The sequence below is a fragment of the Paenibacillus eucommiae genome, from assembly GCF_017874215.1.
Classification (GTDB): Bacteria; Bacillota; Bacilli; order Paenibacillales; family NBRC-103111; genus Paenibacillus_AI; species Paenibacillus_AI eucommiae.
Genome location: NZ_JAGGLB010000010.1, coordinates 212,035 through 238,019, shown reverse-complemented (window position 1 = coordinate 238,019; position 25,985 = coordinate 212,035). Strand labels below are relative to the sequence as shown.

The following is a 25,985-nucleotide window of genomic DNA, read 5'->3' as shown; positions in this document are numbered from 1 at the left end:
TCCGTGGGTACAGGCGCTTATTGGCGTTCTACCTACGGACTTGAAACTTAAGGGTCATGTGGGTATTTTTTTATCCTGCATGACTCTTTTTTTGTTATGAACATGAAGATTTAGGGAGGTAATGAAGATGAAAAGTGTTATTTATCGGTTTCCGGAAGAAAATGAGCGTCTTGCAGAACGGTTTAAGGCACATAAAGTGCTTTTTAACAGAGAAGTCCTTAGTGGGGTTTTATCTATATTTGATGAAGTTGCACACAAGGGTGATGAAGGGATTAAAAGCTTGACTCAGAAATTCGATGATGTTGTCTTGGACAGTCTTGTTCTTACTGACAGCTATGTGGATGAAAGTATCTCATCCTTGTCACCTCCATTACTTGCGGCCATAGAACAAGCCATTCAAAATGTACGGGAGGTAAACCTGGCCTTGCTGCCGAAATCATGGGAAAAACAAATCAGACCCGGGACCGTAATCGGTGAACGCGTAAACCCGTTAGATGCTGTCGGTATTTGGATTCCGGCAAGAAAAGGTCCGTTAATTTCTACATCGATCATGTTAGTAGCAGCGGCTAAAGTGGCAGGTGTCAAAAAAATCGTGGTCGGAATGCCCCCATCAAAGGATGGGTTAGGAGATCAGGGAACCGTTGCGGCAGCAAAGCTGGCCGGCGCTGATACGTTTGTTGTAGGAAATGGCGTTTCCATTATCGCAGGTTTTTCCCAGGGAACGGCTGAGTCCATTCCGGAAGTAGATGGGATTTTTGGTCCTGGACCAGGAGGAATTGCGGCCGCTATGAGTGTTGCTATGACCTATGGCAAAAAGAGTGTTTTAGGAATCGGTCCCACTGAAAGCATCATCCTGGCTGATGAAAGCGCCGATCCGTTGAGACTGGCTTACGATTTGATGAACGAAGGTGAGCATGGTCCGGATTCCTCTTCGATACTCGTGACAACTTCCACTAATCTTGCTCAAAAAGTAGAAGCCCTGCTTGGGAAGTGTATAGGCGAGGTCGATGAGAAGAGACAGGCTTACTTAAAAAGTGTTTTTGGTCCTGACGGGAAGGGAGCCATTATTATTGCTCCGGATATCGATCAGGCTTGCCAATTTGTGAATGAGTTTGCTCCTGAGCATTTAATGGTTGTTTGTGAAGAGAAGCTTGAGCGGCTTGTTCTAGATCAGATTAAGCATGCGGGAGAAATTCTTATCGGTGAATATACCCCTTTTTCCGCAGCGAACTATGGGATTGGCATTACAGCAGTGCTGCCCACAAATCATTTTGCCAAGGCGTTCTCAGGCATAACCTCCAAAGACATGGTGAAATATTCGACCATCGGCAAGCTAAGTAAAGAAGCCTTACAAGACATCTACCCTATAATCAAAGAAATGGGATTGTATGAGCAGCTGCCCTGCCACGTAAACGCGGCTGATATTCGATTCATGGATCACATTCATAGATCTGGCATGGATCTGGAGTGAAATAGGATCTGGAGCGAAGCCATGGGCGGGTTTATAATGAAGTAGCTAAGAGGAGAAAGTTAGGAGTGAACATGCAAACATGCAAATAACATTTGGACAAAAAATCACGGAGCTTAGGCTGGAGAAAAACTGGACGCTCCGTAAGCTTGCTGAAAAATCAGGAGTAAGCTATTCATTGATTGGCTCTATAGAATCAGGCAGCTATAAGGTTTCAAGGGAAACCGTTATTTCCTTAGGAAACGCATTTCATTACGGGCAAATGGATGAGCTCTTAAAGTTGGCTGGCTACGCTGCCGGGGATAGTATTTAACCAAAGCGGCGGAATGTATGCAGCAAACCTCCCACATTTGGCCTGCTTAACCTGACAACATTACCTAGCAGCCCTAGTAGCCGAGCTCTCCCGAATGGAGCGTGTGCTTCACTTAACGATGTTTTTCATCGTTAAAGTAAGATTATGAGTCGATCTGGTGCTTTTAACGATGAAAAACATCGCTAAAGTAGCAGATCCTTTCAGGTCTACTTTCATCATCATCCCCACAGCCATTCCCTCCGCAACGCACCCAAGCCAGAATACGCTTATCAAAGGACGCAGCAATGTATCTTTCTTATGCTGTTTGAGAGCAAGTGAAAGATAAGCTGTAGTTAAAAAATGACTACTTAACAATCGATTTTGACATGCTTTGTGATGGTTATTTTATTAAAATAGAAGTTGGAGTCAATGAAGGAGTGGTCGTTATGGAAAATAATTTGCACAGCTTGCAATTTGGTTTGGCAGGGCAGGTGATTACGCCAGAGAAGCCTGTTTTTATGCATGGCTATGGGGATAGAACGCATAAGAGCGAAGGCGCATACGCTGATATTTGGGCCAAAGCAGTATTGCTGGTGGCTAACACACGACTGCTGCTTGTGACAATAGATGCTTTAGGTTCAGACCGCAGTTTTGTAGTTGGTATCAAGGACGCTCTTCAGGAGAAGTTCGGTCTGCAGCATGAGCAGGTATTGATCAATTTCTCGCATACTCATGGCGCTGTTTATTTGACTGGAACCAACACAGAGTTGAGAAAAGGCGGCTACAGTATTGGACAGCATGCATGGGCTGGCAGGGAAGAGGAGCTTGATTATACCGAGGATGAGCATTTCTATACGTATGTGAAAGAATCGATTCTCAGTTTGGTGGACACCTGTTCCAGACAGCTTGAGGAGGGTGAACTGCTGATCGGCCGTGCATCCTCGGATTTCGGTGTCAGCCGCCGCAAACCTAAGGGTGATGGTGTGGAGTGGGCTCCTTATTATGAGGGGGAAATCGATAAGGATCTGTTCGTCCTGCAGCTGGCGGACAGCAAGGGCGAGGTTAAAGGAATTCTGTATAATTACGGCTGCCATACGACTGCGAGAGGCTCCACCTATCTCATTTCTGGCGACTTCTCCGGCAAGACGTCCGAATACCTGGAATCTGCGTATCCCGGTGTGATGGCAATGTTCCTGCAAGGCTGCGGCGGAGAAATCAAGCCCAGGAAGAGTGCTGCCGGAGATGGCTTCAAGAACTGCAACTTTGAGGAAATGGATGAAGTTGGGACTGATCTGGCCAAAGAAGTCATGGCTATCCTTGAGAACAGCCCGTTTACACCCGTAAACTGCAATTTCGAGGCGAAGCTTCAGGATGCAATGCTGCTTCTGGAGCATACGCCTATTGAGCAATTTATGCAGATGAAAGATGATCCGGATCTTTCGGATTTTGAGAGAAAAGCTGCTGAACGCACGATTCAGGCCATCGAGAACGGTACGATCAAGGAGAGCTTGCCGCTCTACATATTAGGCTGGAAATTGGATGAAGCGACCCGGATTATCGCAATTGAAGGCGAAGTATCTACGCAGTATGCGTTAATGATCAAAAAGCTATATGGTAACGACAGAACGTTGGTGCTTGGTTATTCTAATGGTGTATTCTGCTATATTCCTACACGTCAAATGATCCGGGAGGGGGGCTACGAAGCAGAATGCAATTATTTCTTCGGGCTTAGCGGACCATTTGTACCGGAAATCGAGGATGTTATCATGGCCGAGGTTGTAAAAGCAGGTTTATGAGCAGAGCCTTTGGCTATGCCAAATCATTTATCTTCATTAACGCATCTTGACTAACTTATCATGACTAACGTAACTTCACTAACTTATTCTCACTAACGTATCTTCACTGACCGTAGATGTCAGTGAAGATTTTTTATACTTAATCTTGTTAAGCAATGTTTTTAGGAATTGAAAATGAAAGGGATTAACCCTACAATGGAGTTGAATTCATTCTTTTCAAAGAAGGAAGGTACTGGTAAGCCTTATGTCAAAAGCGGATAATATGCTGTCCATTCTGTGGCTGCTGAAATCGGGTAAGCGAATGACGGCTCAGCAGCTTGCAGATGAGCTTGAAATTCATGTGCGGACCGTCTATCGATGCATTGATTCTCTATGCGCCAGCGGGGTGCCGATTATTGCTGATTCTGGACATTATGGCGGCTATAGTATATTGAAGCATTTCTCCGAAGCTCCATTACTGTTTGATATGGACGAGCAAAAAGCGCTTATCCACGCTTCTATTTTCGCTCAGGAGGCAGGCTATCCTTTCGCTGATGCGTTAAGCAGAGCCATTGATAAATTGAAGCAATACACAAATGAAGAGCAGTTGAGTTCCATTGAACGGCATTCAGGCGGACTGGCTGTCATTCATCCGCCAGCCGATGTCAGCCAGCAATCTGTGCTCCAGGAGCTAGAGCTTGCTGCGGCAGAGTGTCGCACTTTGGAAATGGAATATAATAAGGGGAAGGAAGCTCCTCCACAAACGCGCAGCATTGATCCTTACGGCATCGTTTTTTGGAAGGGGCACTGGTATGTTGTTGGGTATTGTCGTTTACGACAAGGATTGCGGAGCTTCCGGGTAGACCGTATCCAGACTTTAGTACGAACAGCAGGCCGCTTTGAGAGGCCTTCCGAATTTTCCGCCCGGGATTTTCTGATGAGCAATCTGCTTCCCAATGCATTAGAAGCGGACTTGCTTGTACCCGTAAAGATTTGGGGGCATGAGCAAGCGCTTAATGATTTGTGCCAGCATTGGTTATTCGGGCATGCGCTTGTGGAACGAACTGCAGAACAAGCGCTTTTCAAGCTTGGCGTGGAATCCTTACTGACTTACGTACCTTATTTTCTGCTTCCGTATGGAAGAGCGATTACCATCCTGGAGCCAGATGTGCTGATTGAGAAGATGGAGGCTGTTACTTCAGGCTTGGCGATATATTATCAGGAAATGAACAAGGCCAGGAGGGATCCATCATGATGATGATTAAGAACACATTTATTGAAGTCTCGACGGATTGTCCTGTTGAAACGGGCGTAGTTCCTGTGACTAAAAAAGACAGTAAGCCCATTCACCTGATTCAGTACGAGCTGCTGACCCAAGCTCCATATACGTACACTCTTGAGGATTTAATCTTTGAGGTCCATATCAAACGCAGCGATAGTCCCAAAGACAATCTGGAGCAAATACGCGAACAATTATTTCAGAAGTCGCACCCTTGCATGAGAGCCTCATTGCTTCCCAAAAAATACGGTTGGGGCGTCCACCATAATAACGAGGGGAAAATAGCGATATACGCCATGGAATCTCCTGAATATCAAGGGTTCTTGGAGGATGATAAAGTGAAGCGGGAATATGCGATGAGAAGCAAGCGTATCTAAGATGCTCTTTTTTAATGAACTTATTAGAAAGTGTAAGTTTTCTGGGTTAAGGAGTGAAAAAAAATTCCCGAATACACAGTGTAGCTTTACAGAGGGAAAGTAGACAGTGTAACTATTCATCCTCCGATGGAGTCAGTAAGGAAGCTCAGATTATCCTATCGCCACTATCCCTCTCCCTCAGGGAATTAACTTCTATTAGCAGTCCGTTATCCATTTGATCGTGGCAGGTTCGGCACTTTTTAGCTGAGAGGGAAGGGATCAGGGGCAATGTTGTCAGGTTAAGCAACTTCTCAGGCGATACGCCGAGCAGCCCGAGCAACGGCAAGCGGAGAGCGGGGAGCGGACGGATTTCTAACGGACATGGTTGCCTAAGCTTGCCCCACAACGCTTCCAGAAAAATGGGATTTCATATTAGCTCCATATGAGCGTTGTTCAAGAGCGGAAAATATACTATTTTACCTATATATGATGAAATTTGATCTCTCCTCGTAGAGCCCCAGCTCTATTTTCTGTAAAAGAGCCGCTTTCATGTCGGGGGTCCGCGGCAAGCCATAGCTGTTTTTAGTAATTTTGTTCGTTCCCAGTGCTTTTAAAAGGGGAAAATTATTATTATTGGGCTCATTTGGATATTTATTATTTATATAAAATCAACTTAATTTCCAATATTTGATGTTTCCATAAAATTGGAAGCATAGTGGGGCAAGTTTAGACATGGTTGCACCTTAGACGCGTTTTTTTCATCCGTCTCCCATCCTAACGGACATTAGCGACTCTTAACCCGCTCAACAAGGGAAAAATACGCTCCGTTAGGGCTGTAAGAGGCGCTAATGTCCGTTACAATTCCAGCTGGGCTTTTGGGGGGCGCTAAGGAGCGCTGGTGTCCGTTACAGTTACTGGCTTCCCATTCGCGACCGCCGCCTCTCGTTAACCTGACAACATTGGGGATCAGGGGAGGACGCGCGTTAGTTGCAGCCCGCCCTCCGCTGAAATGAGCGTACGCCACTTAACGATGTTTTTCATCGTTAAAATAAGAATTCCAGGTCAATCCGTCACGTTAATGATGATTTTCATCGTTAAAAGAGGGCGGATGGTCTCTCAGGGTGGTATCGTTAAAGTATGGATGTGGGGGGGACTTTATGCTTTTAACGATGAAAAACATCGTTAAAGTTGGATAAAGCAGTAGATCCTCTCGGTTGCGCCTGTTGGCGGGGCCGATCTTCAGTCCCAGCGGCTTGGCCTGCGGGGAAATCTCCTTCCATCCAGAGAAAAGCCCTTGCAGGTTGTCCGTTTGAGCTTGGTGTTCGTGTGATTCGTGCGATTATAGCTAAAGAGAGGTAAGGGGTGTGGGAGGAAGAGCGATAGCGTCCGCCTTTAAAGATTTGTTCCTACCACCTCATCCATTCCATTCAAGGGAGCAAATCTTTAACAGCGGCTGGAGCCCACAGCCATTCCCTCCGCAACGCTCCCACGTCACAAACATACTCATCAAAAGCCACAAGGCGCCTTTCTTATTTCCAATTTATATCATTTAACTGATTTAATTTACAATTGTATAAAGGGTCTGCTGCTCATTTTTATGAGGAACGGCGGGCTTATTTGGCGTTTTCGAGGCCGTTTTTTTTGGGAATAATGAGGCTTTAGACCTTTGCTGCAGGCCAGCACTTCTTTGCAAAAACGCGAAATTTGTCATATCATATCGAATAGTGATCTATTATATCGTATAATAAAGGGTTATTGAATAGGAATAGAGAATCTGGAATCAATGTGAATTTTTTGAATGAAAACTGAACTGCAAAATAAATCATGATGTTTAATTTTTTACATATCCGATTAAAAGGAGGGAGCTAGCAATTTGCCTGGAAGTCGAACTGTGAAAAAGCTGGGCTTATTAGCGGTTTGTGTCTTGTTAGGAGTCGTCATATTCATGGCATATAAGCAGACAGAGCGGCCAAATGTTGCTTCCAGTGTAGATGTGCTGCCGAGCCATTCATTTGGAAGCAAGGTTAACCTGACAAGGGAACAGGATAGGCTCTACGAGTTTATCCAGGCCCGGCTGTTGGGGCCGAACGGTGTGTATACGAACTACGAAGACACAGATCAGTCCTCTGAAGTAGCGACTGGACATGAGGTGTTGAGTGAATCAGCGTCCTTGCAGCTAAGGTATGCCACGCTAACGAAGCAGAAGCCATTGTTCGATCAGGTCTGGGCGCTAGCCAAAGAGACGTTTGACCTAAAAACCGGATTCAGCTACCGCTACAGCCCAAAGCAGGACAAAACCTACACGGTTAATGCGGCTGTAGATGATTTACGTATCATACGTGCTCTGTATGAAGCGGGACAAGCATTTGCTAACTCGGCTTACACGAAGAAAGCTGACAAATACGGCAAACGTTTCTACAGCAACAATGTGAAGGATGGATACGTCCACGATTTCTATGACGAAGCTTATCGTATGGCAAATTCATCAATCACTTTATGCTATATCGACTTGAAAACGTTAGGGATGCTGCCGGTTTCTAACGGTAAACGACAAAAAATGCTGGAGCAAATGAGAACCATTGTACAAAACGGATATATATCTGATGAGTTTCCTTTTTATGAAGCTCGCTTTCACTATGATACGGACGATTATGCTTCAGGCCCCATCCATACCGTAGAGTCATTGCTTACGATTCTGCATCTGGCAGAGGTGAAGCAAGCGAAGCCGGAAAGTATTAGCTACTTGAAGGAGCACGTGCAGGCGGGAACACTGTTCGGCCAATATACGAAAGAAGGAGTTCCGGCCAATTCGATTCAATCGACGGCCATTTATGCCATCACGGCTATGATAGGCTCCGAGATCGGAGATTACTCGCTATATGAGCAAAGTATTCAACGAATGAATGCTTTTCAAGTTGAGCAGTCCGATAGCCCCTTCTATGGAGGATTCGGAGATACAGACAGGAATCAGGCCTATTCTTTCGATAACTTGATGGCATTGCTCGCATATTCGTATTAATGAAACGAAGGTGGACACCGAGATGACAGAGAAGTGGAAAGCTCAATGGTTGCGCAGCATATGGATCCGGGCCAGTCGCTATATTTCCCCATCGATGTTTGCTGCGATTGGTGTTTTATTGATTACTGGGTTCGCCTTGTTCGTTCCCCCCTATGTAGGGATGGCTGACAACGGAGATTTCTTTCGGATCATATACAGCAATGGGCTTTACTTCAATGAACCGGATTATGACAATTTGCGCTTTGGGTACTTTGTGAAGCAGTATGGCATTTTTCAATACTTTAATGAGAATCCAACGGTTGTTGTTTCTTCCCAGTCCTTATTTATTAAAGCTGCTATTTTCCTGAATAAACTCCTCTTTAGCTCGGTAGTGTTCGATATCCGCTTTCAGGCTATGATGTTTACGCTGCTGCTCGTGATTGCGGTCTATCTCTTGATCGAAGCTGTCACCTGGAAGGTCCCGAAGAAACGTGGCTATGTGATAGCTGCTGTGGCGATATTCATATTCGGTGATACGGCCTACACAGCGTATTTCAATTCTTTTTATGGGGAAAGTATCGTCTATATCATGGTGCTGCTCATGGCAGCGTCTTGGCTGCTGATGTACCGGAACAGGTATAATGACTATGTCATGCTGGGCGTATTTGTCATCAGTACCCTTGTACTGACAATGTCCAAGCAACAAAATGCGCCTGTTGGCATTATTGCAGCCTTGATGGGACTGGCGCTGATTTTTATCCGCAAAGGAAAAAGCTATCGTCTATGGACATCATTCTCGCTCGTTCTTCTATTTCTTTCAGGGATTGTCGCTTACACGATGATATCTAAGGAATTTGTGTATATCAACCAATACCACGCAATGACCCGCGGTGTACTTATGCAGTCAGCCAATCCCGAGGATGCGATGAAATCCTTTGACATCAACGAACAGTACGCCATATTAAAAGGTGCGATATACTATGAGCCTTTCAGTACTGTAGATGTTAACTCTAAAAAGCTGGAGGAGCATTTCTACAGCAAGTACAGCTTCACATCGATATTAGCCTATTACTTGGTTCATCCTGATCAGTTAGGCTCCATTTTTCAAATAGCTGCAAAAAATTCTTTTACAATCCGGCCCGATGCAATGGGTAATTACGAAGCTATAGCTGGGAAGGAGTTTGGGGAGCACACTGGCTTTTTCTCCATCTACAGCTGGTTCAAGCAAGCAGCCACACCAAAAACGTTAGGCTTTATCGTGATCTGGAGCCTTATTGTGGCAGGTTTGTACACGCCGTCCTTCCTTAGAGCTGTAAGAGAGAAAAATCCTCGAAGGGTGCAGAGACTGATTTTGTTGGTGACTATGATTCTGACCGGCATCTCAGGTATTATTGTTTCCATTATTGGTGCTGGAGATGCAGATTTGGCGAAGCATTTGTTTTTATTTACATTAGCTTTTGATGTGGTATCGTTCTTGACCTTCGCGGACATTGTTAGCAGGCGGTTGTTCCACGATGAGGAGGAAGCCGTAGAGCAAGAAACCCGCATCTCTCCGGGTAACAAGGGGGTGAGCCCGCTTGCAGCGCAAAAAAGTGTATAAAATCGGGGTGCTGCTGCTTTGCTGGATGCTCCTGCTGCCTTCTTCTTTGGGTCATGCAGCTGAGCGGCAGCCTACCCGGGTACTTCTTCTCTATGACAGCTTGGGAATTGGAACATCCCGGGAGGGAAACGTGGCGGTTCTCCAACGATTATTGGCTTCGTATCGAACCCAGGTCTCGATCATGAGTGCGGATCATTATAAAAAAGGGAGCATGCAGTCTTATGAGAAAGTTATTCTCGTGATTAATGCTTCCGATTTGGAGATAACGAACACGGGAATTCATGAGGATATAGAAATATTTAAAGGCAGCTATATGCATATAGGCAGCAATCTTCTGAAGCGCGAGCCGGATGCTTATGTCCCTTCTTTTGAGAAGGGAATTGCTCAAGAACTTGCCCTAGCCGATGCTTTAAAGGAATGGCTGGGAATTGAGTTGCCAGGTCAATCGTATGTCGTGATTAAGGAGCTTTATCCGTTCTCGGATTTGCAGCTTCTGACTGAAATGGCCGATCGGTTATATGAAGCCGGCATTCCTTTTATCGCAAGTATCCGCCCTGTTTTTGATAATACCGAATTTCCGGCCATGAAGCGGTATTTGAATGTGTTGAAATATGTTCAGTCCAGAAATGGCAGCATATTTGTCCACGCACCCGCGGTGCTGGATGGCGTTAGCCGAAACGGAGACATGCTTGGAACGAAAATGTCCGGATTTATTTCCATGCTGGCCGGCGAGGGAGTAGCCCCTTTGGGTATAGGTACGGAATTGTTTTGGTCGTATGACTTGCAGTATGCAGAGCATGGTTTGTCTTTTTTTGATTCAGCAGTACTATTTCCCGACAAGCTGCCTCTTTATATGGAGAAGACCGAAACCTCCATGCCGTTTTCTTCCTCCTTGTACAGCATACCTATAAGTGATCTGCCGAAGCTGGAACAGAAGTCAGGTCAGTCTGAGGCTTTTCCTATGGATACAGCCGTAACGCTTGATTTCATTGACGACAAAGAACAGCTTGCTGCTGCTGTGCAAGTATTAATAGATTCCCGAATTCATTATGCCGACTTTAAGGAGTCCAGTCATGAAGTGCGTAACACTCAGGATGTAATCTCTTCATCTAATGGGGTTGTATGGATTAACGACAAGATGCTTCATTTAGACCCTAACCCTAACCCGGATGATGTCGGAGATGATTATAAGTATCAGCCCGAGGTTCAACAAAGCTTGACAGGCCTTTTTATGATTCAGAATTTGATTTATATTGTCATTATTATTGTATCCCTAGTAGTCTTCGGAGCTTTGTTGGTCGTCGGTCGTCGCTTGTACAAAAGAAAATACATGAAATAGAGGTGCCTTCCCTTGACGCTTGCTGACTATTTGATGGCTATAGCCGTCATCTGCATCTGGTTCCTTCTGCTCGTGAATATCGTGCTTATTATTGCCGGATACTTGTATTATATAGAAGAAGAGGGGAAGTCCCCTCCGGAAATTATCGGAGAAGAGCCGTTCGTTACGATTATGGTGCCTGCTCACAATGAAGGCAGGGTGATCGGGAAAACGGTAGAGGCGCTCTTGGCTCTCGACTATCCCCATAACCGGTATGAAATTATAGTCATTAACGATAACTCATCCGACAATAGCGCTGAGCTTCTAGCCAATATCCAGTCCAGATATTTCACAAGGAATCTAATCATTATCAACACGGATGCGAAGACAGGGGGCAAAGGAAAGTCCAATGCGCTGAACATCGGCTTTGCCCAAAGCAAGGGAGAATTGATAGCGATTTATGATGCGGACAATACACCGGAGAGAATGGCACTGCGTTATCTTGTGGCCGAGATTACTCAAGATTCGACGCTCGGAGCTGTTATTGGAAAGTTTCGCACCCGAAACCGGGATGTCAATTTGCTGACACGTTTTATTAATATAGAAACATTGTCGTTTCAATGGATGGCGCAGGCAGGACGATGGAAGCTGTTCAAGCTGTGCACGATACCTGGCACGAATTTTATTATGCGGCGGCATATTGTGGAAAGCATTGGTGGTTGGGATGTCAAGGCAATTGCTGAAGATACCGAAATCAGCTTCCGCATTTATATGATGGGGTACCGGATTAAATTTCAGCCTCGGGCAGTCACTTGGGAGCAGGAGCCACAAACCGTCAAAGTCTGGTTCAAGCAGCGCACGCGTTGGGCGAAAGGGAATATTTACGTTATTGTGAAAAATAGTATGTTATTATTTCACCCGTCTGCCAAGGCTATCCGATTTGATATTATTTATTACATCTCGATTTATTTTATGCTGCTAATATCGCTTGTGACGTCTGATCTGCTGCTTGTTCTTCATGCTCTGGGTTACGTCCATACGACGATTGCCAGTCTCAGTACGTTCCTTTGGTTTCTTGCCATCTTGCTATTCGTTGTAGGCATCTTCGTCACCTTGACGACCGAAAAAGGGGAGATGACCTTCTCCAATCTGGCGATCATCTTGCTTATGTATGTATCCTACTGTCAAATGTGGCTTGCCGTGGTCGTGTATGGTATGTATCACTACGTGAAAGACGTGATATTTAACCGGGAAGTCAAATGGTATAAAACCGAACGCTTCTAACCTGAGAACGTTCGAAATGATAACAGCCGACGGGAGAATGAAATCATGATAAAGAAAATCACAATTGTGCTCCTTCTTCTCGCTTTGGGTATAACCCACAACGGGCAAGAAGCTGCCGCGGCTCCTGACATCGACGGATCGCGGATGATCAAGTCCATCTTCACGGAAACGGGGACATCTTTTTCCGGCACGTTAAGTTCGAAGCAAAAGAGTTTTCAACTGCTCAATTACTGGGATGTTCAGGAAGTCAACCTGAATCTGGATTATGTCGTCACCCCGTTATCCCAAGAATGGATTACAAGTGTTACATTACTGATCAATGACAAACCGTTTCATTCCTTCCGGCCCTCCCTTACGGAAACTAAGAAGCAGCATCTCTCTATCACCGTTCCTAAGGAGTGGCTCAAAAAGGGAGACAACAAAATTGATATCCAAGGCTACATCAGCACCGTAGCTGAACAGGCCTGTTCGAGGGACAAGGTTCCCGACCAATGGCTTCAGTTGTATAACACATCGAGCGTTGATGTGAAGTTTACGACGCAGCCTCTGAAAGGAACGATTGCAGATTTCCATCAACGATTTGCCGGGGCAGATGCGGTGAATTCGGGAAGTAGCATCATAACTGTACCTGACCAGAGCGATCCTGCCGAATTGGAAGCGGCTGTGTATGTGCTATCCGGATTTGCCAAAGCTATTACAGCGGATGACATAGAGCTTCCACTGCTTCCTTACAAGCCTGACTATTTGAAGAATAAAAAGCTTGTCGTGCTGGTAGGGCTGTATGACCGTTTGCCAGCTGATGTCAAGGCCAAGCTGGGCTATTCGGAAACCAGTACCAAGGCCTGGATACAGCTGCTGAATGTCGGTGAACAGCCGACCCTTGTCGTAACTTCCCAGAATCCGGAGCTGCTTGCAAAAGCCGGCCGCCTGGTAGCCAATCCAGATCTGATGGTTCAATTAGGAAGTGATACAAAGGTGCTGGATGCGAACACGAATGTGGACACGCCGAAGCCATCCTTCGAAACCAGTGTGCAATTCACCGAGAACGGGGATGAGCTGAAAGGTCCTTATTATCAGGAGCAAACGTATTATATCGCCATGCCTTCTAACCGTTCCATTGCGAATTCAGGTCGTATAACACTGGATTACAGGTATGCCCAGAACCTGGACTTTAACCGTTCTCTCGTTACGGTATCCGTTAATGAAATGCCTGTCGGCAGTAAACGTTTGACGAAAGAAATGTCCAATGGTGACAGCGTAACATTCCCGATTCCGAGTGATCTGAATGTTTCCGGAAACTACTCGGTTAAGGTAGCCTTTGATCTGCAGCTTATCGATGCAGTCTGTACGCCAAATCAAGAACAGACGCCTTGGGCGTTCATCACTAATAAGTCCATGATTGATTTCAGAACGAAGGATCGGACTGACCTGTTTTTCAACCATTATCCTTATCCGTTCTTGCGTGATGGCGTTTATAACCATGTTGCGGTGGTACTTCCTCAAGAGCGCGATGATTTAACGTACCGGACGTTCTCCAATCTGTTTAATTTGCTCGGGCGGCATGTAAATGGCAACACAGGTGATGTGAAAATTTATTCAGACACAGCCGGGGCCGAGGAGCTGAAGGATCGGAATATTGTAGCTGTCGGAACCTACAAAGATAATAAGCTGATCCGGGATCACAATAAGAGCCTTTTCTTCCAGTACGATGAGACAGGGCAAAGCATGCTATCGAATGAAAAGATGAGTATCGAGACGGAGTATGGCAATCACATCGGCACTCTGCAGCTTATGGAGTCACCGTTCGCATCTGGAAACGGGCTGCTCGCTGTAACCGGAGCCAGTTCGGAAAATTACTATTTAGCCTCGAAACTGCTCGCCAATGAGCAGGCCAAATGGCGCATCCATGGCGACGGAGTCGTGACAGATAAAGACGGAAATATTAATGCTTTTCGTTTCAAAAAGCAAACCGGGGAAAGAACAGATACAGTCCTGACTGATGTTATGAAACGAAGCGATGTGCTCGGGTTTATGACAGTGGCTGGTTTAACCGCGTTATTAATCCTTGTATCGCTCATCCTGTTCATTCGCAAGTATCGGAAGAAAAGAGGTGGAACCGGTGAAGGTAAATCGTAATAGCCTGATATCGGATATTGCTTTCTTGCTATTTCTTGTGCTTTGTATGATCTGTATAGCTTTTACAGCAAGTGATCCCAACTCTTATGTCCAGCAGCTTATTTTCCTGAATGTGGCGTTCCTTATTGTGATTGTTACTTATTTTACGACAGTGACGACAGGGCTTGTTCTGAATGTAATGTTCATATTCGGCTATGGCATGTTTATAATGTATCAAACAGTATCGAGGGGAGACACCATCGGGCTGCCTACGTATTTCTGGATGATCATGACACCGCTTCTTACCATAACGATCTGGGTGTTTACGATGGCGAGCCAAAAGCTTCAAACCGAGAATGAAATGCTGCGCGGCCAAACAGCGAGGCTCGCTACTTTGGATGAAAGCACGGATCTCAAAAACGTGATCTCGTTCACCCGGGATATGGACGTATTCGCTGGCATCTCGACCCGCTATAAGATTCCGCTCACTCTGCTCGTAATCAAGGTCAAGTATTGGAAGGAAATCAGACTGATGATTTCCGACGAAGAATTGCCTGATGCGATTCGCGATATTTCCCGCATTGGCCAGTCCAGCATTAGGACCAATGATACCTTGTACTTACTCGATAAAGAAGATGCTACTTGGGGATTGCTGCTTTTTACTGATCAGGATGGTGTGAAAACAGTTATGGAGAGGATTCGGCAGAACCTTAAGGAATTCAATATGCATGAATTTGCGAATAAGTACAAAGTGGATTTAAATCTTAAGATGGGATCCTTGGAATATAACCACGAAACAGTCGAATCCGCCTTCGATTATATCGTGCAGGCAAAGAAGCAGCTTGAATATGATGTTTAATGGTGTTTAATGTAGGAAGACTGAATAGGCCTCCCGGCTAGGGAGGCTTATTTCCGATGAACTTGCATGGAAGGTATATCTATGGTGGAAGCCTGTAGCGAATAAGCAATCCAGGTTGAAAGAGCAATCCCGTAGCAGATATAGCAAATGTAGCAGCCCGCCTTCCCCGAATGGAGCGTGTGCTTGACTTAACGATGTTTTTCATCGTTAAAGGAAGAATTCCCAGTCAATCAGTCACGTTAACGATGATTTTCATCGTTAAAAGAGGCCGGATGGCCTTTCTGGGTGTATAAAAGGTACTTTAACGATGTTTTTCATCGTTAAAGTACCTATGTGGACATGCCCACCTGCCTTTAGCGATGAAAAACATCCCTAAAGTGCAGTTCATCTCGCACTCTTCATCCCCAGAGCCTGCAACTGCCAGGAAATCCCCTCTAATCAAGAGAAAACCTTGATTGCAGTCCGTTTGAGCTTTCGGCTACGAACATCATGGATGGTTTTTCACCAAAGGAAGCATACCGTCTCTACATACAATAACCCATTAGCACAGACATAATTTGGGGTCAGAGTCTCTAGCAAATTGAGCATTTCGTTGATATACTAGATTTGCGTCTGACGCTCCTTTTTGTTGTTTGGTAATACTTACAACGATACTTTTTTTGTATTTTCTTACATTTTCAAGCTGTAAAACGACATTTTTTTGGCTTTCAAAAGGAGATGAAAATAAAGTTGGCAATTGTGAAAGCTGGAATGCACAAGTGGCAATTGAGTCTTATAGCTTTGCTGCTGGTTTTCTTTTTAACGGGCTGCAGTATTTTACAGGGTGGCAAGGATGTAGAGAAAAGCGGGCCTGCGGTCACAGCGGAGGAGGGAGCTGGAGGAGAGGTATATGCGGGGGAGAAAAGCAAGGCGGTTTCTTTCGTATATACGGCCCAGAAGGTTTTGACGCTCACCTTTAATGGTATGGGAGATGACAAAACCATGAATGAGCTGCTGGACGAGCTGGATAAGTATCACATCAAGGCTACATTCTTTCTTCCAGGAAACAGGGTTGCGGAAGAGCCGGAAATTGCCAGAGAAATTGTTGCCAGAGGCCATGATGTAGAGAATAATACATTAAATAGAGCAGATTTGACCCAGGTCAGCTATCAAGAGGCTCACAAAAAAATTCAAAGAACCAGCCAGATTATTGAAAAAGAAACAGGAGTTAAGCCCAGATATGTAAGAACGAGATCCGGTGCTTTTAACGATGATATTCGCCTTGCTGCTGCGCAATGCGGACTAGAGGCTGTTATTTCATATAGCTTGAATCTTCAGGACTGGCATAAAGACAGCTCGCAGGTGGTAAGCGGCTTTGTGAGAAAGCATGTAACCCGTGGCGGCATTATCGCTTTAAATACGGAGGATAACCCACAGGTGGTAGCAGATATTGCGATTATAGCTAAAGCCGTCTCCGAAGTCGGATACAAGCTTATACCGCTAAGCAAGCTGGTGGCAATCGGAAGCGAGCGAAAGCCTTTGGAAACGATACCTGGATATGATGCTGCACAAATCAACCCGGATTTTAAGAAAGCGGAATACGATCTTGTGTATAAAGGAAATGGCGACAAAAAAGAGATTTCCCTCACATTTGACGATTGGGGTACAGATTATACGGTAACGAAGATATTGGATATTTTAGAGCAGTACAGCATTAAATCCTCGTTTTTTTTACGGGCTAACGGTCCTGAGAAAAATCCTAATTTGGCAAGGGCCATTTTGGAAGCGGGACATGAGGTCGCCAATCATACTTACAGTCATCCCGTCATAACGACTTTAACTCCTGAGCAGCTTCAGGACGAGGTAGTTAAGGCTCATCAGATCATTACGGAAGCTATTCAGCAGAAGCCTGCTATGCTGTTCAGACCGCCAACGGGCGCTTTTGACGAAGCATCCGCGCAAGCCGTTGCTGCGACGGGCTACCGGACTATTGCCATGTACGATGTGACGACCTATGACTGGGACACAAGCAAGAAGGCAGAGGACATCGTTAGAGAGATTATTGAAAACACAGAAAACGGGAGTGTAATCCTGCTTCACATGCTGGATGATATCCACACCATAGAGGCGCTGCCCGCTGCAATTGAAGGCTTGAAAAGCAAAGGGTATACCTTTGTGACGATGTCGAAGCTGCTAGGTATGGAGCCGTAAATCAGAGGGCGGAGCTGAAGGATTGTGAATGTATACCAAAGATTAGTAGACAAGCAGGATAAGCTGGCTGTAATCGGCATGGGGTACGTGGGACTTCCCTTGGCTGCAGCCTTTTCCAAAAAGGTTAAGGTCATAGGCTTTGATGTCAACAGCAAAAAGCTGGAAGGATATAAACGGGGGATAGATCCATTTGGGGATGATTCCTTAAGAGACTGTACTGTAGCATTTACTTCTGATGAAGCCAGGTTAATGGAAGCCATTTTTTTCATCATAGCCGTCCCTACGCCTGTCCAGCCCGACAAGGTGCCGGATTTGCAATTTGTAATAAATGCCAGCAGGAGCGTTGGGAAAAGCTTACGCAAGGGTGCTGTGGTGGTATACGAATCGACCGTTTATCCAGGGGTTACGGAGGACATCTGTGTGCCTATTCTGGAGGCGGAATCAGGACTGAAATGCGGAAGCGACTTCAAAGTCGGCTATTCTCCTGAAAGGATCAATCCGGGTGATCAAGTACATCGCCTGGAAAATATCGTTAAAATCGTCTCTGCCATAGATGAGGAAACACTTGAGATTATAGCCAGTCTGTACGAGCTGATCATCGAGGCGGGCGTACACAGAGCTGAGAGTATCAAGATTGCTGAAGCTGCCAAGGTCATTGAGAATGCACAGCGGGATATCAATATTGCTTTTATGAACGAGCTGTCCATGCTGTTTAACAATATGGGGATAGATACCAAGGCCGTTTTGCGGGCAGCAGGCACCAAATGGAACTTCCTGAATTTCACACCCGGGCTTGTGGGAGGGCACTGCATCGGCATTGACCCTTACTATCTGACTTATAAAGCGGAGAATACCGGATATCATTCCAAAATAATTCTTGCAGGCCGGCATATTAACGATGGCATGGGCAAGTATGTTGCCCAGCAGATTATCAAAAGCGTCTTTAAACTGAAAGAAGACATTAAGAATGTCAAAATTGGCTTCCTGGGCCTTTCATATAAAGAAAATTGTGCAGATTTCCGAAACACTAAGGTGACTGATATTATATACGAGCTAAGGGATTATGGAATTACTACACTCGTAGCTGATCCTGTAGTGAATGCTGAGCAGGTTTACGAAGAGTATGGGATAGAGCTTTCTGAATTATCGTCTCTGAAGGACTTGAGTGTAGTTGTTGTCGCAGTTCCCCATAGCCGTTTCACTGAGATGGGTGTTGAGGATTTCGATAAGCTTTATAGTAGACATAGTAAAAATAGCATTAAAATTATGATAGATATTAAAGGAATCTACAGTAGGTCCGAATTTGAGAATAACGGGTATTATTACTGGAGCCTGTAATCATAGAATGGAGACTACAGCCGTGGCAAAAGAAAAGAAGAAGATAGAAGAGGTGCTGTCCAGCTTAAGGAAGGATAGACGTACACTTTCCAATGTGCCGGATCCCGAGCAAATCAGGATGACGGCCGACCGAAGAGGAATTAAAGGCATAGAGCCAGATAAAGCCGAAGCAGATTTGGAATATCTTCAAAACATGCAGATGCTCAGCTTAAGGTATGTGGCCGATTTTGACGTATGGCTCGTAGGGATGAGAGCGTCGAAAAAGTCCGAGATCAAAGGAAGAGCTGTTGATATATCCTCGACGGGGATCTTGGTTGAGCTTGAACATAACGATAGCAGCAGCTTCAAAGCAGGGCTGCAGTATCATATCAGGTTTGAAATTCCCTCCGGCACGATGCCGGAAGGATTTGAGTCTAAGGTGAAGATAGACGGTACCTTGGTCCGGGCCTTCACCCGTCAAAGTGAAGACAGTGAAAAGCTGATGGTGGCTTTCGAATTTGAAAAATCCCTCCCCAGCTATTTTCAGAAAAAACGCTGGGGCTATTCCGTATACATGGCAAGCAGTCTGCTGCTTGTGGCGGTTGCGATTATTATGCTTATGCGCGTTGAGAGTGTGATCTACTTTAAGTATAATTCGCTCTTATATTTATACAGTATTACAGCTGCTGCATTCTTGCTGTCCCGTTATTTGTACGGGGCTTTGTATAGAGATGTGCCTGTGAATCCCGACTACACGCCCGGTGTGACTATTATTATCCCATGCTTCAATGAGGAAGAGTGGATTCATAGAACGGTACTCAGCTGTATGAATCAGGATTACCCGTTAGACAAGCTGGAAGTTATTGTGGTGGATGACCGCTCAACAGATAAATCTGTAGAGCAAATAGAAAAGGTGATGGCGCTGCTGCATAATGAGGCAGAACGATTTTCCACCAAGGAACGTTTGCGCATGTATGTACTGCCGGAAAATGGCGGGAAGCGGGTAGCTTTGGTCAAAGGGGTGGAGATGGCCAAGCATGATTTGGTGGTTTTCGTCGATTCTGACAGCTTCCTGGAGCCTACAGCGATCAAGCATCTTGTACAGCCCTTTCAGGATCCGCTCATGGGTGGCGTGGCAGGACGCACTGATGTTGAGAATAAATATACGAATTCGATAACAAAGCTGCAGACGGTCCGCTATTATATTGCATTTCGAATTATGAAGGCGGCGGAATCGTGGTTTGATAGTGTGACCTGCTTGTCAGGGCCCTTGTCCTGCTATCGTAAGGATTTAGTGCTAAAGCATGCCCAGGCATGGCTGGACCAGAAGTTCCTCGGACAGCCTGCGACCTTCGGCGATGACCGGAGTATGACGAACTTTATTTTGAAAACCCATCGTACGGGCTATCAGGATGCGGCGATTTGCTCCACTATTGTACCTTCACGCCTTGACGTTTTCTTAAAGCAGCAGATGAGATGGAAGCGTTCCTGGCTTCGGGAATCGTTAAGGGCAGGAGCTTTTATATGGCGTAAAGAGCCCTTCATGGCCCTATACTTTTATATTGGTCTCATTGTTCCCATTGCTGCTCCAATAGTCGTGCTATACAATCTGGTCTATGTTCCTTTGGTATACCATATATTTCCGGGCACTTTTTTGATGGGGCTTTTATTGATGTCAATGCTTATGAGCCTGGCCCATCTGTTGTTTCGCAAGAGCAAGCTGTGGATATTTGGTATGGTGTTCTGCGTGTTCTATGAGGCAGTGCTGCTGTGGCAAATGCCTGTAGCCTGGGTAACCTTCTGGAAGTCGACTTGGGGGACGAGAGATACGCCGCAGGATATAGAGGCACAGAACAAAAAGACACAAAGAAAGCAAAAAAAGCAAAAAAACAAAATAGGACTGCCTTTTTGAGATCAACGATCTGCCGGAGGGTGAGGGATGGCTGAATGAGGAACAAAAAGCGGAGCACCGCCCTTGATTATCATGTGAAAAATTTTAATAAAAAAATCAAAACCGTTGTGCAGAGTGTGGTTCTGTTTGTTTTGGCGGTGCTTGTTTTTCTAGCTGTATTTGACATTAAAAAATATGAGGAGCCAGACAAAGCGCAGTGGGATAACAGGCAAGGCTTTATTGCCGTATCCTACTTCGGCGTGGGTCTATCCGGAACTCCCCGATTAATAGCCAAAAATCAGCTCAGGCAGCATCTTAAGGCTCTTCATAATCAGGGATATCGAACTATTTCTCAACAGGATATTTTGAATTTCTACAATAGTCGACAAGCACTTCCGGAAAAAGCGCTCTTTCTATCCTTCGAGGATGGCCGCAATGATTCCAGTCTGTTTGCTCAGCCGATCTTGGAGAAATATAACTATAAGGCAACTATTCTTTCCTATGCCAACAAGCTGGGCAACACCAGGGAGTCCAAATTCCTGCAGCCGAAGGAACTATTGAAAATGATCAAAAACGGCTACTGGGAGCTGGGGAGCAACGGGTATCGACTGACTTACATTAATATTTTCGACAAAAACAATGCTTTTATTGGAGTGAAGGATGAGGCTGAATTTCAGGACAAAGATAGCGCAGCCTCCTATAACCACTATTTGATGGATTTTATCCGGGATGAAGATAAGGTACCCTCAGAAAACCGTACTGAGATGGAGGCTCGGGTAAACGGGGATTATGCGATGATGAGGGACATCTACACCCAGAAGCTGGGGTTTGTCCCGCCGGTCTACATGATTATGCATGCAAACTCGCTAAATGATGGGATGCCCCGCCTGGTTGCCGATGTGAATAACCGAAACATACAGGATATGTTCAAGATCCATTTTAACCGTGATAAGAATGCCTTTAATGACAGTGAGCAGAACTTGTATGATCTGACCAGGGTTCAGGCGGCGCCCTATTGGTACACCAATCACCTGCTGATGAAAATAGGGAAAGATACTGGCGAGCTGATGAAATTTGTGGTTGGCAATAGGAAGAATGCCGGGAAATGGGCTCTGATGGACGGCGCGGCGGAGTTTATAGATAATAAAATCGTCCTGACATCTCCATCTTCCGACAATGGCCTGCTGTACCTTAAAGATAGTGACGCCTATACCGATATGAAGCTTAGCGCGAAGTTAAGCGGCAATGTGGTGGGAAAACAGTCGGTATACGTTCGCTATGATACCCGGCAGGATTCCTTCCTAAGGGTTTCCCTCCTGAATAATGAGATCATCGTTGAACAAAAAACGCCTGGAAATCAAGTTGAGACCCTATTTTCGCAGGAATTAAATGCACTTGAAGGCCAGACCGAAGAGGGCACGTATCCCATCAATATTCAGCAGACCAGGAACTTGGAAATGGTTGTGAAGGGGAATCAATTTACGCTTCGGGTGGATAAGGCTGTATGGATGGAAAATTCGCCAATAGCAGATTCGCTGACAGCCGGTGGAGTGGCGCTGGAATCTGCGTACAGTGAAATGAATCCTAAAGATGATATCTATGATGGTGTGTTTGCTGATATTAAGATTGAATCTATAGACCAGGCAGGAGGTAAAGAAGCCCTGTTGTATAATAATGGCTACAATGCGTTCCAATGGACTGTCAGTAAAGTGAGGGAAATGATCAATTCAACGATCAACAGGGCGATAGAGCTGTTCTAGTCTATCCTTGAAGGAATTGAGGAGGATTAATAAAGTGAACAGGTCTGAAACGCATAAGTCCAAAAGGCAAGGCAAAACGTCCGGAAAAGAAAAAGCTGTGCTTGCCGTTGCTGCCGTTCTCGTCCTCATTTGTGTGATCGTATATGGCATTAAATTTTACGCTGGGGATCAGGGAAATGGGAGGGGGAAGGACAAGGAGCCCATGGCGCCGGTGGAGCTTTCGGCCTGGCTAGTTGACTGGCAGTGGCAGACTGGTCTTGAAGATCTCCAGGCGATCTATCCAAGCCTGAACAGCCTGCAGGTGTTTGCGGCCTATTTTGATCATACGGACAGTCTTTATTTCACAGAGGCATTTAATCAGGCGCAGCCTTTGATTTCAGAGACGCGCAGCCAAATGGGAGCTGCCAAGCGCTATCTGACTCTTGTAAACGACAGGTATGATCAGAATGGCAAAGCGGTTCAGAAGGATTCAGCGTTAATAACCAGGCTGATGTCTACAACCGAGAGCCGCAAAAGGCATATCGATGAAATTCTGGCCAGGGCTGACACGGACGGATATGATGGGATTGAAATCGATTATGAAAAGATAGCGGATGACGATTGGGAGCAGGTGCTGCTCTTTTATGCTGAATTGTATCAAAGACTCGATGTGATCGGTAAATCGCTCCGGATTGTGTTGGAGCCGCGGACTCCTATTAACAAGTTATCACTGCCCGAAGGACCTTCGTATGTGATGATGGCCTACAATCTGTACGGGACTCACAGTGGTCCAGGACCGAAAGCGGATCATGCTTTTATTGCTGAACTGGCTGACAGAATGGACCCCATACCCGGAGAGCCTTACATAGCTTTTGCTTTGGGAGGCTTCGAATGGAATAAGGATGGCAAGGCCGCGGCACTGACAGAAAAGCAGGCAGCCGAGCTGTCGCAGAAAAGCTTAGACAGTCCACAGCGGGATACAGCAAGCGGCAGTGTCCGTTTCAGTTACATGGCAGAAGACAAGAGCAAGCATACGGTCTGGTACGCAGATGACATCACTCTAGCCGGGTGGATTGAAACTGCCCGGCAGGCAGGATACAGTAATATTGCCCTATGGAGGCTTGGGGGTATGCAGGACGGAATGCTTGAATATTTAAAGCGTTTGGAGTAATAGCTTATTGAACTAATAGCTTTTTGAACTAATAAAGCTTCAAGTGATACAACAAATCAAATAGCTGCACTAAAAACTTGGAGTAGTCGAAATGTTCTTGTTCTTCCTGTTCTTTTTGTTTTTCCTGTTCTTCCTGTTTTAAAAGTAAGACCATCTGTTGAACATTTTTCCATGTAGCTTTCATTTCAGGATTGCTGATATTATTTTCATGCTTCATAATTTGCTTCAATTGTTCTAAATGATTTTGAATAAGCCGGTCATACGTAATGGATTCGTTTCTTGCTGCCGGTTTGGCCTGTTGGGAAGGAGTCTGAATATAGTCAGATTTTCTTCTCTGCTGGATTATTTTTTCGAATTTTTTTTCTTTGCGTATTCGTATCAAATCGTGTTTGAAAAGCCGTTCGATTTTTTTCATCTGTGCTTTAGAAAGAGGCAAGCCAATGTGTACTTGTTTTTGAAAAGGTTCAGGTAATACTAGCCCTTCATAATCTGTTGGATAGGTCCATTCTTGCGCATATTTGATGAGAATGTCATCACGTTCCAGATCAATTTTATGAAACCCCTTCGTAATATCTTGGATCAGATCAGAGGAGAGCATTGTGTAATTTTCGAGACATGTCTCACCCAAACGGTACATTTTGTTCTCTGCACGATGACGTACAATATAACAGAAACGAAGTGGCATCCCACACTCACATTTATAGGGGCGCAGTCCGTATCCTCCGTCTAAGACGTCTTCTAATTCCCAGTCATTCAATGTATTCCACGCATCTTCAATAGATAGGTCCTTTTGCAGGACATATCCTTTTTTCTTTGCTAAATTTTCCAGCCACTTGCTCTTTTTGCTTTGTTTCATGTAATTCTCAAGATATTTGCGCTGCTCGTCAGTCAATAATTGAAGTAACTGATTGACTTCTTTTTCTGTTAAAGGGTTCGCCATAAGCCATCTTTCCTTTTTCAGATACTGCGTATTTTAAAACTAGCTTATACTATTAGAGGATAAATTTCCATTTAAACAAATGAGCGAATTGAGAAATGAAATTGTCTTGATAAAATAAGAATAAATTGGTAAAATGATAATAAATGGGAGTTACGGTGTGCTTCACTTAACGATGAAAATCATCGTTAAAGTTAGTTTTTCAGGTCGATCGGTCATGTTAATGATGTTTTTCATCGTTAAAGAAGGATGTGGAGAAAAGCTGGTGCTTTTAGCGATGAAAAACATCGTTAAAGTAGCAGACCCTTTCGGTTAAGTGCACTGGTGGGCCGCTCTTCATCCGCAGCGCCTTTGTCCCACAGGAAATCCCCTCCATCAAGAGAAAAAACCTTGCTGGCTGTCCGTATGAGCTTGGTGTTCGGGCGATTGTAGCTGAGAGGGAATGGCTGTGGGTGAGGAGCGATAGCGTCCGCATTTTAAGAAAGGTTCCTACCGCTTAAGTCTAATCAGGGAACCTATCTTTAACAGCGGCTGGAGCCCACAACGATTCCCTCCCTATGTACTGCCGTCACGAACACGCAACTCAAAGGTACGCGGAAGGGATTTTTGCTTAAATTTTTTATTATTGACAGGATATAAGAATCATGATACTTTTACAAATATAAACCAACTATTCTTATAGGGATTGTTTTTATTTTTTGTACAGTACTGACTGACTAGTCAATCAAGAGAAAAGAGGGGAATACTCATTAAATCAGAAGAGAGTTCTAATGAACAAGATTCAGGCAGGCGCAAGCAATTGATGGATGTTGCTCTGAAATTATTTGCCCAAAAGGGGTATCCCAATACGAAAATTTCCGAAATCGTTGCGGCTGCTAATGTCGCTCAGGGAACTTTCTATTGGTATTTCAAAAGCAAACAGGAAATTGTCATCCAGTTGATTGCTGAGGGTCAGGAAAGTTTACTGAAAGTGATCAGTCAAGGGTATCGTAAACAAGGTGGTACTGTGGAGGACATGGTTCAGGCATCTACGCAATTAATGAATGATTTGCTCAATTTTGCTGAATCGAACCGGCATCTTATGGCGCTTCTTTTCATAGAAGGAAAAAGTGGCGACGAAGCAATCCGCAAGGCTACTACAGAAGTCCTGGTGGCGATTGAGCAGGCATTCCGCCGCAATATTGAGCGGGCAGTTGAATTGAACATGCTGCCGAATACGATTGATATCCCCCTGCGGGCATCCATTCTGGCGATTCTAATCGAAGGTATGATTTCGCGATGGTTGTTCGGTACGGGGTATGATTTAAATCATCTGCCGACACGGCCGGCGGGTGAAATGGCGGCTGAAGTGGCGCGTTTCGAGTTTTACGGTTTGCTGGGCTCATAAAAAAACAGA

Annotated in this window: 19 protein-coding genes; 18 read left to right on the top strand and 1 reads right to left on the bottom strand. The window is 45.1% G+C overall.

The window, feature by feature from the left end; translation table 11 throughout:
* The first annotated feature begins 127 nt into the window (after positions 1-127).
* From hisD to J2Z66_RS16535, 16 genes are all read left to right on the top strand, one after another.
* Positions 128-1,471 (top strand): histidinol dehydrogenase, encoded by a 1,344-nt coding sequence (gene hisD, locus J2Z66_RS16610; protein WP_209972557.1) that lies wholly within the window; start codon positions 128-130, stop codon positions 1,469-1,471.
* Positions 1,472-1,550: 79 nt separating this feature from the next.
* Positions 1,551-1,781, top strand: coding sequence for a helix-turn-helix domain-containing protein (locus tag J2Z66_RS16605; protein WP_209972556.1), 231 nt, complete (start codon positions 1,551-1,553; stop codon positions 1,779-1,781).
* Between the two features lie 425 nt (positions 1,782-2,206).
* The gene (locus J2Z66_RS16600) at positions 2,207-3,556 is read left to right on the top strand and encodes a neutral/alkaline non-lysosomal ceramidase N-terminal domain-containing protein (protein ID WP_209972555.1); all 1,350 of its coding nucleotides are present in this window, start codon (positions 2,207-2,209) and stop codon (positions 3,554-3,556) included.
* 244 nt (positions 3,557-3,800) lie between these two features.
* Positions 3,801-4,790, top strand: coding sequence for a helix-turn-helix transcriptional regulator (locus tag J2Z66_RS16595; protein WP_209972554.1), 990 nt, complete (start codon positions 3,801-3,803; stop codon positions 4,788-4,790).
* Positions 4,787-5,191, top strand: coding sequence for a DUF6157 family protein (locus J2Z66_RS16590; protein ID WP_312894604.1), 405 nt, complete (start codon positions 4,787-4,789; stop codon positions 5,189-5,191). Before J2Z66_RS16595 ends, J2Z66_RS16590 begins: the two co-directional genes overlap by 4 nt.
* 1,924 nt (positions 5,192-7,115) lie before the next feature.
* A complete protein-coding gene (locus J2Z66_RS16585; RefSeq protein WP_245375600.1) occupies positions 7,116-8,189 on the top strand; it encodes a hypothetical protein in 1,074 nt (357 codons plus the stop codon).
* Positions 8,190-8,211: 22 nt separating this feature from the next.
* Positions 8,212-9,768 (top strand): glycan biosynthesis hexose transferase WsfD, encoded by a 1,557-nt coding sequence (gene wsfD, locus J2Z66_RS16580; RefSeq protein ID WP_209972553.1) that lies wholly within the window; start codon positions 8,212-8,214, stop codon positions 9,766-9,768.
* Positions 9,746-11,107: a DUF2334 domain-containing protein gene (locus tag J2Z66_RS16575; protein ID WP_209972552.1), complete on the top strand. Its 1,362-nt coding sequence runs from the start codon at positions 9,746-9,748 to the stop codon at positions 11,105-11,107. Before wsfD ends, J2Z66_RS16575 begins: the two co-directional genes overlap by 23 nt.
* 12 nt (positions 11,108-11,119) lie before the next feature.
* Positions 11,120-12,370 (top strand): glycosyltransferase family 2 protein, encoded by a 1,251-nt coding sequence (locus J2Z66_RS16570; protein ID WP_209972551.1) that lies wholly within the window; start codon positions 11,120-11,122, stop codon positions 12,368-12,370.
* Positions 12,371-12,415: 45 nt separating this feature from the next.
* Entirely contained in the window at positions 12,416-14,506 is a 2,091-nt protein-coding gene (locus J2Z66_RS16565; RefSeq protein WP_209972550.1) for a cellulose biosynthesis cyclic di-GMP-binding regulatory protein BcsB, read from the top strand.
* A complete protein-coding gene (locus J2Z66_RS16560) occupies positions 14,490-15,344 on the top strand; it encodes a diguanylate cyclase domain-containing protein (protein WP_209972549.1) in 855 nt (284 codons plus the stop codon). The genes J2Z66_RS16565 and J2Z66_RS16560 overlap by 17 nt, the downstream gene beginning before the upstream one ends.
* A 750-nt stretch (positions 15,345-16,094) precedes the next feature.
* Positions 16,095-17,534, top strand: coding sequence for a polysaccharide deacetylase family protein (locus J2Z66_RS16555; RefSeq protein WP_209972601.1), 1,440 nt, complete (start codon positions 16,095-16,097; stop codon positions 17,532-17,534).
* Between the two features lie 24 nt (positions 17,535-17,558).
* Entirely contained in the window at positions 17,559-18,872 is a 1,314-nt protein-coding gene (locus J2Z66_RS16550) for a nucleotide sugar dehydrogenase (RefSeq protein ID WP_209972548.1), read from the top strand.
* A gap of 22 nt (positions 18,873-18,894) precedes the next feature.
* The gene (locus tag J2Z66_RS16545; protein ID WP_312894600.1) at positions 18,895-20,763 is read left to right on the top strand and encodes a glycosyltransferase family 2 protein; all 1,869 of its coding nucleotides are present in this window, start codon (positions 18,895-18,897) and stop codon (positions 20,761-20,763) included.
* Positions 20,764-20,798: 35 nt separating this feature from the next.
* On the top strand, positions 20,799-22,502 hold the full coding sequence (locus J2Z66_RS16540; protein ID WP_209972547.1) for a polysaccharide deacetylase family protein: 1,704 nt from the start codon (positions 20,799-20,801) through the stop codon (positions 22,500-22,502).
* 34 nt (positions 22,503-22,536) lie between these two features.
* Positions 22,537-23,652 carry a glycosyl hydrolase family 18 protein gene (locus J2Z66_RS16535; RefSeq protein ID WP_312894598.1) on the top strand — a complete coding sequence of 372 codons (1,116 nt, stop codon included), beginning with the start codon at positions 22,537-22,539 and terminating at the stop codon, positions 23,650-23,652.
* Between the two features lie 28 nt (positions 23,653-23,680).
* Here the strand turns inward: J2Z66_RS16535 and J2Z66_RS16530 are convergent, their stop codons facing one another.
* Positions 23,681-24,592 (bottom strand): hypothetical protein, encoded by a 912-nt coding sequence (locus tag J2Z66_RS16530; RefSeq protein ID WP_209972546.1) that lies wholly within the window; start codon positions 24,590-24,592, stop codon positions 23,681-23,683.
* 172 nt (positions 24,593-24,764) lie between these two features.
* On the opposite strand from J2Z66_RS16530, the gene J2Z66_RS16525 reads away from it, so the two are divergent.
* Together J2Z66_RS16525 and J2Z66_RS16520 are read left to right on the top strand one after the other, a co-directional pair.
* Positions 24,765-24,905 carry a hypothetical protein gene (locus J2Z66_RS16525; protein ID WP_209972545.1) on the top strand — a complete coding sequence of 47 codons (141 nt, stop codon included), beginning with the start codon at positions 24,765-24,767 and terminating at the stop codon, positions 24,903-24,905.
* Between the two features lie 486 nt (positions 24,906-25,391).
* Positions 25,392-25,976: a TetR/AcrR family transcriptional regulator gene (locus J2Z66_RS16520; RefSeq protein ID WP_209972598.1), complete on the top strand. Its 585-nt coding sequence runs from the start codon at positions 25,392-25,394 to the stop codon at positions 25,974-25,976.
* Positions 25,977-25,985: the final 9 nt, after the last annotated feature.

Excerpts from the sequence above, each read along its gene's own strand:
- J2Z66_RS16540 (WP_209972547.1), top strand. The coding sequence starts at position 20,799 with ATGAGGAACAAAAAGCGGAGCACCGCCCTTGATTATCATGTGAAAAAT.
- J2Z66_RS16525 (WP_209972545.1), top strand. The coding sequence starts at position 24,765 with ATGAAAATCATCGTTAAAGTTAGTTTTTCAGGTCGATCGGTCATGTTA.
- J2Z66_RS16605 (WP_209972556.1), top strand. The coding sequence starts at position 1,551 with ATGCAAATAACATTTGGACAAAAAATCACGGAGCTTAGGCTGGAGAAA.
- J2Z66_RS16555 (WP_209972601.1), top strand. The coding sequence starts at position 16,095 with ATGCACAAGTGGCAATTGAGTCTTATAGCTTTGCTGCTGGTTTTCTTT.
- wsfD (WP_209972553.1), top strand. The coding sequence starts at position 8,212 with ATGACAGAGAAGTGGAAAGCTCAATGGTTGCGCAGCATATGGATCCGG.
- J2Z66_RS16520 (WP_209972598.1), top strand. The coding sequence starts at position 25,392 with ATGGATGTTGCTCTGAAATTATTTGCCCAAAAGGGGTATCCCAATACG.
- J2Z66_RS16600 (WP_209972555.1), top strand. The coding sequence starts at position 2,207 with ATGGAAAATAATTTGCACAGCTTGCAATTTGGTTTGGCAGGGCAGGTG.
- J2Z66_RS16590 (WP_312894604.1), top strand. The coding sequence starts at position 4,787 with ATGATGATGATTAAGAACACATTTATTGAAGTCTCGACGGATTGTCCT.
- hisD (WP_209972557.1), top strand. The coding sequence starts at position 128 with ATGAAAAGTGTTATTTATCGGTTTCCGGAAGAAAATGAGCGTCTTGCA.
- J2Z66_RS16585 (WP_245375600.1), top strand. The coding sequence starts at position 7,116 with ATGGCATATAAGCAGACAGAGCGGCCAAATGTTGCTTCCAGTGTAGAT.
- J2Z66_RS16595 (WP_209972554.1), top strand. The coding sequence starts at position 3,801 with ATGTCAAAAGCGGATAATATGCTGTCCATTCTGTGGCTGCTGAAATCG.
- J2Z66_RS16530 (WP_209972546.1), bottom strand. The coding sequence starts at position 24,592 with ATGGCGAACCCTTTAACAGAAAAAGAAGTCAATCAGTTACTTCAATTA.
- J2Z66_RS16565 (WP_209972550.1), top strand. The coding sequence starts at position 12,416 with ATGATAAAGAAAATCACAATTGTGCTCCTTCTTCTCGCTTTGGGTATA.